The following is a 12,905-nucleotide window of genomic DNA, read 5'->3' on the forward strand; positions in this document are numbered from 1 at the left end:
CGGCGGTTCGCCCTGTACTCGGCGGTAGGGTAGACACAAGAATCCCCCCTGACACTCTGTGACGCCAGCGCCGCCACAAGCGGCGCACCAATGCAGGGGGATTACTACGTGAGACGCACAGCACTCTTCGGCGTGGCCGGTGGTGTGATCACCGGAGCGCTGATAACCGGTGCGCTGGCTGCTCCCATGGCCGGCGCTTCGGAGCGGACGCCGGGTGGCGCCAAGGAAGCGCGCGGGGTGGCGATCGCCGCCGAGAAGGCCGCGAAGAAGGGCATCGACTGGGCGGACTGCCCGGCCGACTGGGGGCTGGCCAAGCCCATTCAGTGCGGCTATGTCACCGTGCCGCTCGACTACGCCAAGCCGAACGGCCGCACCATCAAGCTCGCGCTGGACCGGATCGGCAACACCGGCACCGCCTCCGAGCGCCAGGGTTCGCTGATCTACAACCCGGGTGGCCCCGGCGGCTCCGGTATGCGCTTCCCGACCCGGGTCACCAACAAGAACCCGCTGTGGACGAAGACCTCGAAGGCGTATGACTTCGTCGGCTTCGACCCCCGCGGCGTGGGCCGCTCCGCCGCCATCTCCTGCGTGGACCCGCAGGAGTTCGTCAAGGCGCCGAAGCTCGACCCGGTGCCCGACAGCGAGGCCGACAAGCGGGTACAGCGCAAGCTGGCCAAGGAGTACGCCGATGGGTGCAAGGAGCGCAGCGGCTGGATGCTGCCGTATCTGACGACGCCCAACACCGCCCGTGACATCGACGTCATCCGGGCGGCGCTCGGTGACAAGAAGCTCAACTACCTGGGAGTGTCCTACGGAACGTACATCGGCGGCGTCTACGCGACGCTCTTTCCGACCCATGTGCGCCGTCTGATCGTGGACAGCGTGGTCAACCCCTCGCGGGAGAAGATCTGGTACCAGGCGAACCTGGACCAGGACGTCGCGTTCGAGATGCGCTGGGGCGACTGGAAGGCGTGGGTCGCCAAGAACGACGCCGCCTACCACATAGGCAACACCCCAGCGAAGGTCCAGAAGCAGTGGGAGAAGCTGCGCGCGACCGCCAAGAAGAACCCCATCGGCGGGGTCGTCGGCCCGGCCGAGCTGCTCGGCTTCTTCCAGAGCGCCCCGTACTACGACTCGTCGTGGGCCACGGTCGCCCAGGTGTGGAGCGACTACCTCGCCGGTGACGAGAAGGCGCTGGTCGAGGCCGCCGGGCCGGATATGTCCGACACCGCGGGCAACATCTCCTCGGAGAACGGCAACGCCGTCTACACCGCCGTCGAGTGCGCCGACGCCAAGTGGCCGACCAGCTGGGCCAAGTGGGACCGGGACAACACCCGGCTCAACAAGGACTACCCCTTCCTGACCTGGTCCAACGCCTGGATGAACCTGCCGTGCGCCACCTGGGGCGCCAAGCAGCACACCCCGCTGGAGGTGGGCGCCGCCAAGGGCCTGCCCAAGACGCTCATCGTGCAGAGCACCCGTGACGCCGCGACCCCGTACGACGGCGCCGTCGAACTGCACAAGCGGCTGGCGGGATCGCGTCTGATCACCGAGAAGGACGCCGGTTCGCACGGTGTCACCGGCCTGGTCAACCCCTGCATCAACGACCGGGTGGACGCCTACCTGCTCAAGGGCACGGTGGACGCCAAGGACGTGACGTGCGGCCCCCACGCCACGCCCGTGCCGGCCAAGGCCGGCTTGGCCGCCAGGGCCGCGAAGGCCTTGGTGGCCGAGGCCGCCGAGGCGATCAAGTAACGGTCGGCCGGGCCCGTCTCGTCACGCGTCGGTGCGTGACGGGGCGGGCCCGGTGCCGTGCCCGGCGGTCACTCGGGGAACGACGATCCGTTCGGTGTCCTTGGCGATGGAGCGCAGCCGCGCGCTCATGTCCGTACCTTCGTCATAGCGCCTTGAGGCTACGGGCCGTGGTGATCACGGCGCGACGGATTTACCGCTCGTCCGCAGCCACTCGTCCTCGGCCGCATAGTCGAACAGATCGACCCTCGCGTCGTACACCCTGGCCATCTCCGGGAACGCCGCGCGCCAGTCCCGGCCGTCCGCCAGCCGCCCGGCCAGCCACTCCACCGTCGTGGGCAGCGATGCGGCGTAGTCGATGACCGGGCGGTAGCCCAACTCCCGCTCGGCCGCCGACATGTCGTAGACCAGCGGGTGCGCGAGGCTCCACGGAGTGCCGCCGACGTGCGGATGCGGCGGCTCGCCGTCGATCAGCACCAGTTCGCTGCGCGTGCCCATCACGGCGTCCACCGCGGCGGCGATGTCGGCCACCGTGGGCGCCTGCGGATCGGCCGCGTTGAGCACCCGTGTCCCGGGCCGGTGCGCGGCCAGCCGCACCAGCTCGGCGATATTGTCGACATGGACCGGATGGAACCGGCTGCGGCCGCCGTACGCCAGGATCCGCACCGGCCGCCCGTCCAGCGCCCGCTTGACGAAGTACAGCTCACGCGGCGTACGGCAGTGCGGGCCGTGGATCGCCCCGGCGCGCAGCAGGGTGGCCGGCAGCCGGTCCCCGGCGGCCAGCAGCTCCCGCTCCAGCGCGATCTTCCGGGTGCCGTAGCTGTCGCCGGGCGGGACGGTCCGCTGGGATTCGGGGACCGGCACCGGATACCGCGGGGCGCCGTCCGGCTCTCCCTGGGTGTCGAAGCCGCGGCCCTGGTCGTCCTCGTACACCGCCCCGCTGGAGATCACCACCGCCGATCCGATCCGGTCCGCGAGCCCCAGCAACTGCCGGGCGTGGGCGCGGCCGTACGCGACGCAGTCCAGCACCACGTCGCAGCCGTCCCCGAGCGCGGCGGCCAGCGCCGCGTCGTCGTCCCGGTCCACGGCCAGGCTCACCACCTCCGCGGGCCAGCTCTCATCGCGGCCCCCGCCGCGTGAGAGCGCCCGCACCTTCCATCCCTCGGCGGCGAGCGTCCGCACCGCCGCCCGCCCGATCTGTCCTGTCGCCCCGATGACGCATGCGCTGCCTGTGGTCATGACGGGACGCTACGGGCCGGGTGGCCGCGGTGCCCAGGTCCCTCGGCCGTCAGCAGATTCGCCGCCAGCAGATTCGCCGTCAGCGCAACGCCCGGGGAGGGCGCCTGGCCTGCTCGGCCTTGACGTCCGGTGCGTACCGGTCGACGTACTCCTGCCCGGACAGCCGCAGGATCTCGTACATGACCTCGTCGGTGACGGCCCGCAGCACGGTGTGCTCGCCCTCCAGCCCCGCGTACCGCGAGAAGTCCAGCGGCTCGCCGAAGCGGATGGTCGGGCGCTTGATCCGGGGGATCAGCCGCCCCGGGGGCTGGATCTCGAAGGTGCCCACCATCGCGCACGGGATCACCGGTGCCTTCGCCTCGAGCGCCATCGCCGCCACGCCCGTCCGCCCCTTGTAGAGCCGGCCGTCGTGCGAACGGGTGCCCTCCGGATAGATCCCCAGCAGTCTGCCCTTGCGCAGCACCGCGAGCCCCGACCGCAGGGCCGCCTCGGACGCCTTCCCGCCCGAACGGTCCACCGGGATCTGACCGGCGCCGCGGAAGAAGGCGGCGGTCAGCCGCCCCTTGAGTCCGCGTCCGGTGAAGTACTCCGCCTTCGCGAGGAAGGTGATCCGGCGCGGCACGATCGCCGGCATCAGAAAATGATCGGAGAACGACAGATGATTCCCGGCGACGATCGCGGCGCCCTCGGCCGGGATGTGCTCCACGCCCTCGACCCGGGGGCGGAAGATCAGTCTCAGTAACGGCCCCAGCAGCACATATTTGAGCACCTGGTAGAACACGGCGACCGCCTCCACCTCGTCGTGGTCAAACGACAGACTCTACAACTCTCGGGCGCCTGTCATGAGCCGCGCCGCAATGTCCGTAATCGCCGCCGATGCACCGCATTTTGACGGTGTGGGTGTTCAGGGTGCAGGTGAAAGTGAATGAATCTGATCGGTTCTTCGCGCTCTTTGAATTCACCCCCCGATCCCTGCGGAAGAAAAAAGCATATTCGGCTCGGGGCGCGATGAAAGCGCTATGCTCCAGGGCCCATAGCGAGCTCCTCGCCTTCGTGCGCATTTTCGCACTCATTTTCTCTTCCCTGCTTTTAAGGAAGCCAATGGTTTTCGCTGGCGCCTCACCCGGAGGCCGACGGCCCGCCTCCACGCTCGTATGGGTTATCCCTCCCGCCGCGATGGCATTCTGCGCGGCACTCGCCGTGACCGTGGTCCCCGCCGGGGCGCGCGCCACGGTCGCCTGGTGCGGAACGGCGGCCACGCTGGCGGTGGCCCTGGCGGCGGCCGAGGCGCTGCGCAGGGGACGGCTGATCACCACACTGCGCGGGCGGTTCGCCGCGCAGGAGGCCGCGCTCCGGCAGCGGCTGGTGGACCAGGAGGCGGAGACCCGGCGGCTGGCCGGCGATCTGCTGCCCGCCGCGGTGGCCCGGCTGCAGCGCGGCGCGATGGTGGAAGACGTGCTGAAGGGGCTCGACCACTCACCCGCCCTCGACCCGGACTTCGAGGCCGCACACCGGGCCCTGGTGCGCTCGGTGCTGGAGACCGTGCAGGCCGAGGAGGAGCTGAGGGACGCCGCGCAGCGGGCCTTCGTCAACATCGCCCGCCGGGTGCAGGCCATCGTCCACCAGCAGGCCCATGACCTGCGGGAGTTGGAGGACAAGCACGGTGCCGACCCCGAAGTCTTCGGGGATCTTCTCCATCTGGACCACGGCACCGCGCTGATCGGACGGCTGGCGGACAGCATCGCGGTGCTGGGCGGATCCCGCCCGGGGCGCCAGTGGCAGAAGGAGGTGCCGCTGTTCAATGTGTTGCGCGGCGCCATGTCGCGGATCCTGGAGTACCAGCGGGTGGATCTGCACTCGGTGGCGGACGTCGCCATCGTCGGACCCTCGGTCGAGCCGCTGATCCATGCCCTGGCCGAGCTGCTGGACAACGCCACCCGCTACTCGCCGCCCAGGACCCGGGTGCATCTGACCGCGATCGAGGTCCAGTCCGGGGTCGCGATCGAGATCGAGGACGCGGGGGTCGGCCTGTCGGAGGAAGCGCGCAGACGCACCGAGCTGGTGCTGGCGCAGGCGTCGACCGGACTCGACCTCAACGACCTGGGGGAGACGCCTCGGCTGGGTCTCGCGGTGGTCGGCAGGCTCGCCCTGAAGTACCGGTTCCAGATCTCGCTGCGGCCCTCGGCGTACGGCGGGGTGCGCGCCGTACTCGTTGTACCGCAGGACATCACCTGCACCACCCCCGCCCCCGGCGGCGCCATCGCCCGGGCCGCCAAGCTGCCGCCGCCCAAGCCCGTCAAGCGGGCGACGCCGACGCCGATGCCCTCGCGCACCGGCAGGGCCGCCCCGGGCCAGCCCGGGTTTCGGCAGAACGGCGCCGGGCTGCCGCAGCGCCGTCGAAGGATGCCGGTCGTCACCCCGCCCATCGGGGTCGATTCCGCTCCCTCGCCCGACCCCGAGCGGCCCCCGGCACCGGCTGCCCCGCCCGTGCAGCCGGGGATGTGGCTGGCCGCGTTCCACAAGGGCATCTCCGGTGACCTCTCGGACGCGACCGGCACCCCCGCCACGACCGGCACCTCGGACGTCACGGACACCTCGGCCACGGCCGACCCCTCGGACCCGTCGAACAAGGATGAGTAGGCAAGTGACGCAAGCGCGGTTCAACATGGACTGGATGCTCCGGGACCTGGCGTCCAGCGTGCCTCAGACCCGCCACGTGGTCCTGCTCTCCTCGGACGGCCTGTGCATGGCACAGGTCGGCACCGACAAGGACACCGCCGACCGGCTGGCCGCCGCCTGCGCGGGGCTCCAGAGCCTCTCGTCCGCGATCGCCGCCGAATTCCCCGACGGCGACGGGCGGATGCGGCTGGTCGTCATCGAGGTCGGCGGCGGCTTCTTCTATCTGATGGCGGCCGGTGTCAGCTCGTATCTGGCGGTGCTCGCCGAGGAGAGCGTGGACGCCGGGCTGATGGGACAGTGCATGAGAGATCTGGTAGCCCGGCTCGGGGAGCATCTGAGCAGTCCGCCGCGCGTCGACGGACAGGTGACATGAGCGGCCCGGACAAGGAGTGGGACGAGGGCGGGCCCGAGCGCCTGTACATCGTGGGCGGCGGCAGCGCGCGGACGACCGTCGAACTGGTCAGCCTGATCGTGGCGCGCGTCGAGCCGGACCCGGGCATACAGCCCGAGCGGGCGGCCGTGCTGAGGATGTGCCAGTTTCCGCTGTCAGTGGCCGAGATCTCCGCCTATCTGGTGCTGCCCGTCTCCACCGTCGCCGTGCTCCTCGCGGGTCTGCTCGACGACAACCAGGTGGAGGCCAGGGCGCCGGTTCCCGCCGCAACGCTGCCCGACCCCGAACTGCTGCAGGCGGTGATGCATGGACTACAGAATCTCTGAAGGAATCACCGGACCGCGCACCGAGGACACCCTTCCGGCGTCCGCCGCCGCGGCCGTCAAGATCGTGATCGTCGGAGGGTTCGGGGTCGGCAAGACGACCATGGTCGGCTCGGTAAGCGAGATCCGCCCGCTGACCACCGAGGAGACGATGACCCAGGCGGGGGTCGGTGTCGACGACATCGCCGGGGTGGAGCGCAAGACCGAGACCACCGTGGCGATGGACTTCGGCCGGATCAGCCTCAACGAGCGGCTGGTGCTTTATCTGTTCGGCACCCCGGGGCAGGAGCGGTTCTGGTTCCTGTGGAACGGCCTCTTCGAGGGCGCCCTCGGCGCCGTGGTCCTGATCGACACCCGCCGGCTGGAGGTCAGCTTCGATGTGGTCGGCCGGCTCGAGGAGCGGGGCGTGCCCTTCGTGGTCGCGGTCAACGCGTTCCCCGAGGCCCCCGTCCACCCGATCCCGGAGCTGCGCGCGGCCTTGGATCTGCCCGACGCCGTACCCATGATCGACTGCGATGCCCGCGACCGCGGCTCCAGCCGCGACACCCTCCTGACCCTCGTGCGCTATCTGCAATCCCTCACCACCGTGACCCCGGAGACACCGTGACCCCTCCCTCCGACCACCTCGGCACCGGCACCGGGCGCGCGGCCGTGCCGCCCGTCCAGTGCCCCGCCCACGCCCTGATGTCCGAGGGCGCCATGACGGACCTCTTCGGGCCCGAGAACGCGAAGGACCCGATGGGCCTGTACGAGAGGCTGCGCTCCGAGCACGGCCCGGTGGCCCCGGTCCGGCTCGACGGTGACGTACCGGCCTGGCTGCTGCTGGGCTACCGGGAGAACCTGGAGGTGACCCGCACCCCGTCCCGCTTCTCCCGCGACTCGCGGCAGTGGCGCGACTGGCGGGAGGGCAGGGTCGCCGACGACTCGCGGCTGCTGCCGGTGATCGCCTGGCAGCCCACCTGCGTCTTCGCCGATGGCGATGAGCACGAGCGGCTGCGCGCGGCGGTCACCGAGTCCATGGCGCGCTTCGACCGCCGGGGGATCCGCCGTCACATCACCCGCCTCACCCACCAACTGGTCAACGACTTCTGCGCCGACGGCGAGGCCGAGCTGCTCGGCCGGTTCGCCCAGCAGCTGCCCCTGCTCGTCCTCACCCATCTGCTCGGGATGCCCGACGAGTACGGCCCCCGGCTGGTCGAGGCCAGCCGGGATCTCATCAAGGGCTCCGAGACGGCCATCCGCAGCAACGAATACGTCACCGAGACCATCCGGCAGCTCGTGGAGCGCAAGCGCACCCGCCCCGGGAACGACCTGGCGTCCTGGCTGCTGACCCACCCCTCCGACCTCACGGACGACGAGGTCGTCCAGCATCTGCGGCTCGTCCTGCTCACCGGCAACGAGACCACCACCAACTTGATGGCCAATACGCTGCGCATGGTCCTCACCGATCCGCGCTTCCGCGCCTCCCTGGCGGGCGGCCATATGACCCTGCCCGACGCCGTGGAGCATGTGCTGTGGAACGAGCCGCCGCTCACCGTGGTCCCCGGCCGCTGGGCGACCGGGGACACCGAGCTGGGCGGCCAGCAGATCAAGGCCGGGGACATGCTGCTGCTCGGCCTCGCCGCCGGAAACGTCGACCCCGCCATCCGCCCCGACATCGCCGCGCCCATGTACGGCAACCGCTCGCACCTGGCCTTCAGCGGCGGCCCGCACGAGTGCCCGGGCCAGGACATCGGCCGGGCCATCACCGACACCGGGATCGACACCCTGCTGCTGCGGCTGCCCGACCTCCGACTGGCCGTTCCGGAGTCCGAGCTGAACTGGGTCTCCTCCTGGGTGTCGCGCCATCTCGTGGCGCTGCCCGCCGAGTTCATGCCGCGCCGGCCCGAGCCCGACATCATGGAGGACACTGCCGGCACCCCGCTCTCGCCCGAGTTCCGGGCGCGCTGGATGCCCGAGGAGGAGCCGCCCGCGCCCCCGCGGCCGCCCGTCACCGAACCGGTGGCGCCGCCGCCCCGGCGCGCCCGATGGTGGGGACCCCTGTGGCGGCGGCTGCTGGGTCGGCCGTCGGACGGGTAGCGGTGCGGCGGGGCGCGGTCCGCCCTCAGCCGGTGGCCGGCGCGGGGTCCACGCAACTCCACCACCAGGCGATGGCGGGCAGGGGGAGGGGCGCCGGGTCGGCGTCGGCGGGTTCCTCGGCATACTCCCGGGGCAGCCGCGCCCAGGTCTCCGGCGGGCTCTGTGCGCCGAGCGGACGCAGATAGCGGGGGCTCGCCAGCCCCCAGTCCAGATGGGCGCGCACCCAGCGGCCGAGGCCGGCCACGTACTGGTTCAGCTCCCAGCCCGCCTCCTTGGCGACCTGATCGTGGAGGCGCAGGAACAGGCACATCACGCGGTCCCGCATCGCCACCACCTGGGTGACCGCCTGCCCGGCCGTGCAGCGCTCCTCGTGGGCGATCACATCGACGGCGTTGAGCCCATTGCCCTGCAACAGGGATTCGCGGTGATAGGAATACAGGTCGTTGTCGAGGGCGACGAGCAGCCAGCTCATTTCGGTGAGCGCCCGGACCGCGGGCTTTTCCAGATCCGCCGTGGGCAATTCATAGCCCTCCGCGATATCGCTCATGGTGGTGAGAATCTCCATGCCGACGGTTCCCGCCATCCGCATGGCCACGAATTCATTGAGCGAAGGCAGCGTCCCCTGGCTGCGGTGGAGGGTCTCCCAGCCCAGACCGAAGAAGTACCGCCGCCACGCGGCCACCCAGCGGCCCATCTGGGTGGGCGTGGCATGGCGTTCCAGCCCGCGGCGCAGATCGCGCAGGCCGATCGCCCACGGGTTGTCCTCCGGCACGGGCGCCTCGGGCACCTCGATGACGAGGGTCATCAGAGCGAGCAGCGACGCCGCCTCCTTCGGGGACCGGCCGAAACGGCCCGTCTCGAAGGCGACTTCGTCGAAGCCGTGGCCCAGATACTCGAAGTTCGTGGCGATCTCGACGACATCGACCGACCCCTGCGGCATCGCGAGTCCGGGCACCAGCGCCACCCCGCCCTCGGACAGCCGTGCGGTGACCTCGCTCCCGCAGGCGCCGAGACGGCTGAACCAGTCGGCCGAGCGACGGTCCAGCTCCTCGGCGTCCGGCCGGGACGCCGGCGCGACGGGGCAGTAGAACGGGGGTATCTCCAGTGCGGTACGGGCGTGCGCGGGCATAAGAAATCCCTCCCCTTATGAGCCTTATGAGTGGATATGAGCGGAACCGCCGGGCGGCCCCACCGAGATCCGGATGACGAAAGCCGTGTGATGTGCCCGTCAGGCCCGGGCGGCCAGCACCCCCACGGTCAGCAGGCCGAGCACCACCCAGCCGAACCAGAGCCAGCCATTGCTTCCGAGGGCCACGGTGTAGGCCGTCACCAGGATCAGGCCCCCCACCGTGCACACGGTCATCGCCTTCGCGGATCCGGGCATCTCCGACCTCCTCACGGCGGCCCCGACGCCCCTTCGTCAGGACCATGGCCCCCACGGGCCCGGCGCCCATCGTCTCGCGGCCCGGGCCCCCGCGGCTAGCGTCTAGCGGCCGCGGCCCTGGAGCGAGGCGAGATAGGCGTTGTACGCCGCGAGCTCCTGGTCGCCGTCCCGGTCCGCGATGCGGTCCGTACGCCGCGCCTGGCGCTGCTCGGACTTGTACCACTGGTAGACCAGCGCGATCAGGACGATCACCGACGGGATCTCGCTGAAGGCCCAGGCGATGCCGCCCGCCGCGTTCTGGTCGGAGAGCGCGTCGATGCCCAGCGAGGCGGGCGGATGCTCATAGGTGCCGATCATGGGCTCGGACGCCATCATCAGCGCGATCCCGAAGAACGCGTGGAACGGCATACCCGCGAAGAGCTCCAGCATCCGCATCACATAGCCGGGCCGGTGCGGACCCGGGTCCACGCCCATGATCGGCCAGAAGAAGACCAGACCCACCGCGAGGAAGTGGATCATCATCGCGATATGCCCGGTCTTGCTCTCCATCAGGAAGTCGAAGAGCGGGCTGAAGTACAGCGCGTACAGGCTCGCGATGAACAGCGGAATCGTGAACACCGGGTGGGTGATGATCCGCATATAGCGGCTGTGCAACAGAGCGACCAGCAGCTCCCGCGGCCCCTTGCGGCCACGCCCGGCCGCCGGCAGGGCGCGCAGGGCCAGTGTGACCGGCGCCCCCAGCAGCAGCAGGATCGGGGAGACCATGCTGATGATCATGTGCTGCACCATATGGACGCTGAACATGACCATGCCGTAGTCGTTCAGCCCGGTGCACATCGCGACCGCGACGGTCAGCACGCCGAGCGCGAAGGAGATCGGGCGTCCGACCGGCCAGGAGTCACCGCGCCGCCACAGCCGCGCCGCCCCCCAGCCGTACAGCGCGAGCGCCAGCACACAGCCGACCAGAAAGAACGGATCGCCGCCGAACTCCAACCCGCGCGCGAGGGTGAACGGCGGCAGATCCATGGTCATGCCGTGCCCGCCGTGATCCATCAGTGCTCCTGTTCCTCCGGTGCGCACCAAATGTGCTCGCACCAGCGTAGAACCGGTCAGATCACAGCACGCACTCGGCCTCGGCGTACCGCTCGGCGGGTACCGTCTTGAGGTGTTCGACGGCCTCCGCGAGCGGCACCAGGACGATGTCCGTGCCGCGCAGCGCCGTGATCTTGCCGAACTCGCCGCGGTGCGCCGCCTCGACGGCGTGCCAGCCGAAGCGGGTGGCCAGCACCCGGTCGTACGCCGTCGGCGTGCCGCCGCGCTGGACATGCCCCAGGATCACCGGCCGCGCCTCCTTGCCCAGGCGCTGCTCCAGCTCGACGGAGAGCTGGCGGGCGATGCCCGCGAACCGCTCATGGCCGTAGACGTCCGTGCCGCCCGCCTCGTACTCCATCGTGCCCTCGCGCGGCTTGGCGCCCTCCGCCGCGACCACGATCGCGAACTTCTTACCCGCCTCGAACCGCGCCCCGACGGTCTTCGCCAGCTCGTCGATGTCGAACGGGCGCTCCGGTACGACGATGGCGTGGGCGCCCGCGGCCATGCCCGAGTGCAGCGCGATCCAGCCGGTGTGCCGCCCCATGACCTCGACGATCATCACGCGCTGATGCGACTCCGCGGTCGTCTTGAGCCGGTCCAGGGCCTCGGTGGCGACCCCGACGGCGGTGTCGAAGCCGAAGGTCACATCGGTCGAGGCGATGTCGTTGTCGATCGTCTTCGGGACCCCGACGATCGGCAGCCCGGCGTCCGACAGCAGCCGCGCCGCCTTCAGCGTGCCCTCCCCGCCGATCGGGATGACCGCGTCCAGGCCGAGCTCGGCCACATGCCCCTTCGCCCGCTCCACGCCGTCGCGCAGATGGGCGGGCTGAACCCGCGTCGAGCCGAGGATGGTGCCGCCGCGGGCGAGGATGCCGCCCACCGCGTCCAGGTCCAGCTTGCGGTAGTCGCACTCCAGCAGGCCCTTCCACCCGTCGTGGAAGCCGATCACCTCATCGCCGTGATCGACGACGGCGCGGTGGACGACTGACCTGATGACCGCGTTCAGGCCGGGGCAGTCGCCGCCGGACGTGAGCACACCAATGCGCATGGCACGGACACCTCTGTCTGCGATGGGGGCTGACGGCCGGACCGCGTCGTCCGGCTGGACCCCGACACCCTACAAGCGGCCGGGTGGCGGGGTCGCGGCCGTCCAGCATGTGTCCGGCATACGGGCACCCACCGCGCGAGCGCGGCTCCAGGCCCTGTCCAGCGGCCTGGAGCGCGGCTCAGGCGGGCTGGCTCGCCGCCGCGATCCGTTCGTCGCGCAGCGCGTCGTACCACTGGTCGTCGACCGGCGGCAGCGCGTTCACATCGAGCGCCAGCTTCAGCAGCAGATCGGCGATGTGCGGGTTGCGGGCCATCACCGGGCCGTGCATGTACGTGCCGAAGACGGTGTCGTTGTACGCGCCCTCGTAGCCGTCGCCCGTGCCGTTGCCGTTGCCGAACCGGATCCGGGCGAAGGGGCGGGCGGTCGGGCCCAGATGGGTGACGCCCTGGTGGTTCTCGAAGCCGGTCAGCGGCGGGAGCCCCAGCCGCTCGTCGATGTCGGCCAGCACGTCCCCGACGCACCGCGCGCCCTCGCCACGGGTAGAGACCACGTCCAGCAGCCCCAGACCCGGCTCGCGCTGTCCCAGGTCGTTGATGAACTCATGGCCGAGGATCTGATAGCCCGCGCACACCGAGAACACGATCGCCCCGTTGGCGACCGCGCGGTTGAGCCCGCCGTCGCGCCGCAGCCGCTCGGCCGCGAGCCGCTGCGGGCGGTCCTCGCCGCCGCCGATCAGGTAAATGTCCCCGGAGGTGGGGATCTGCTGGTCGGAGCGGACGTCGAGACGGGAGACGTCCAGTCCGCGCTGGCGCGCCCGGCGCTCCACGACCAGCGCGTTGCCCTGGTCGCCGTACGTGCTCAGCAGGTCGGGGTAGACCCACACCAGACGCAGGCCGTTCTGGTTCGTGCTACGCATCT

Annotated in this window: 13 protein-coding genes; 6 read left to right on the forward strand and 7 right to left on the reverse strand. The window is 70.7% G+C overall.

Features of this window, described 5'->3' with window-relative positions:
- Nucleotides 1–90 precede the first annotated feature (90 nt).
- Complete coding sequence (locus ABZS71_RS25420; protein WP_356213831.1) at nucleotides 91–1,755, forward strand: alpha/beta hydrolase; 1,665 nt, start codon at nucleotides 91–93, stop codon at nucleotides 1,753–1,755.
- A 174-nt stretch (nucleotides 1,756–1,929) separates the two neighbouring features.
- Here ABZS71_RS25420 and ABZS71_RS25425 read toward each other — a convergent pair whose 3' ends face one another.
- Nucleotides 1,930–2,991: an NAD(P)-dependent oxidoreductase gene (locus ABZS71_RS25425; protein WP_356213833.1), complete on the reverse strand. Its 1,062-nt coding sequence runs from the start codon at nucleotides 2,989–2,991 to the stop codon at nucleotides 1,930–1,932.
- Nucleotides 2,992–3,070: 79 nt separating this feature from the next.
- Complete coding sequence (locus ABZS71_RS25430) at nucleotides 3,071–3,772, reverse strand: lysophospholipid acyltransferase family protein (RefSeq protein WP_355842759.1); 702 nt, start codon at nucleotides 3,770–3,772, stop codon at nucleotides 3,071–3,073.
- Between the two features lie 395 nt (nucleotides 3,773–4,167).
- Between ABZS71_RS25430 and ABZS71_RS25435 the strand changes: the two genes are divergently transcribed.
- From ABZS71_RS25435 to ABZS71_RS25455, 5 genes are all read left to right on the forward strand, one after another.
- Nucleotides 4,168–5,631, forward strand: a complete 1,464-nt coding sequence (locus ABZS71_RS25435) for an ATP-binding protein (protein WP_355842373.1) — start codon at nucleotides 4,168–4,170, stop codon at nucleotides 5,629–5,631.
- A complete protein-coding gene (locus ABZS71_RS25440) occupies nucleotides 5,624–6,043 on the forward strand; it encodes a roadblock/LC7 domain-containing protein (RefSeq protein ID WP_355842376.1) in 420 nt (139 codons plus the stop codon). The genes ABZS71_RS25435 and ABZS71_RS25440 overlap by 8 nt, the downstream gene beginning before the upstream one ends.
- Nucleotides 6,040–6,387, forward strand: a complete 348-nt coding sequence (locus ABZS71_RS25445) for a DUF742 domain-containing protein (RefSeq protein WP_355842380.1) — start codon at nucleotides 6,040–6,042, stop codon at nucleotides 6,385–6,387. Before ABZS71_RS25440 ends, ABZS71_RS25445 begins: the two co-directional genes overlap by 4 nt.
- Nucleotides 6,368–6,991, forward strand: coding sequence for an ATP/GTP-binding protein (locus tag ABZS71_RS25450; protein WP_355842383.1), 624 nt, complete (start codon nucleotides 6,368–6,370; stop codon nucleotides 6,989–6,991). The genes ABZS71_RS25445 and ABZS71_RS25450 overlap by 20 nt, the downstream gene beginning before the upstream one ends.
- Before the next feature lie 77 nt (nucleotides 6,992–7,068).
- On the forward strand, nucleotides 7,069–8,463 hold the full coding sequence (locus tag ABZS71_RS25455; RefSeq protein WP_356213881.1) for a cytochrome P450: 1,395 nt from the start codon (nucleotides 7,069–7,071) through the stop codon (nucleotides 8,461–8,463).
- A 25-nt stretch (nucleotides 8,464–8,488) separates the two neighbouring features.
- Here the strand turns inward: ABZS71_RS25455 and ABZS71_RS25460 are convergent, their stop codons facing one another.
- The 5 genes from ABZS71_RS25460 to ABZS71_RS25480 form a co-directional block, all read right to left on the reverse strand.
- The gene (locus ABZS71_RS25460; RefSeq protein WP_356213835.1) at nucleotides 8,489–9,592 is read right to left on the reverse strand and encodes a terpene synthase family protein; all 1,104 of its coding nucleotides are present in this window, start codon (nucleotides 9,590–9,592) and stop codon (nucleotides 8,489–8,491) included.
- Between the two features lie 99 nt (nucleotides 9,593–9,691).
- Nucleotides 9,692–9,847 carry a hypothetical protein gene (locus ABZS71_RS25465; RefSeq protein ID WP_356213837.1) on the reverse strand — a complete coding sequence of 52 codons (156 nt, stop codon included), beginning with the start codon at nucleotides 9,845–9,847 and terminating at the stop codon, nucleotides 9,692–9,694.
- A 102-nt stretch (nucleotides 9,848–9,949) separates the two neighbouring features.
- Nucleotides 9,950–10,900, reverse strand: coding sequence for a cytochrome c oxidase assembly protein (locus tag ABZS71_RS25470; protein ID WP_356213839.1), 951 nt, complete (start codon nucleotides 10,898–10,900; stop codon nucleotides 9,950–9,952).
- A 61-nt stretch (nucleotides 10,901–10,961) separates the two neighbouring features.
- On the reverse strand, nucleotides 10,962–11,987 hold the full coding sequence (locus tag ABZS71_RS25475) for a 6-phosphofructokinase (protein WP_355842395.1): 1,026 nt from the start codon (nucleotides 11,985–11,987) through the stop codon (nucleotides 10,962–10,964).
- A 178-nt stretch (nucleotides 11,988–12,165) separates the two neighbouring features.
- Nucleotides 12,166–12,903: a glutamine amidotransferase gene (locus ABZS71_RS25480; protein WP_356213841.1), complete on the reverse strand. Its 738-nt coding sequence runs from the start codon at nucleotides 12,901–12,903 to the stop codon at nucleotides 12,166–12,168.
- Between the last annotated feature and the right edge of the window lie 2 nt (nucleotides 12,904–12,905).

It is taken from the genome of Streptomyces sp. NPDC005393 (genome assembly GCF_040606675.1).
Taxonomy (GTDB): domain Bacteria; phylum Actinomycetota; class Actinomycetes; order Streptomycetales; family Streptomycetaceae; genus Streptomyces.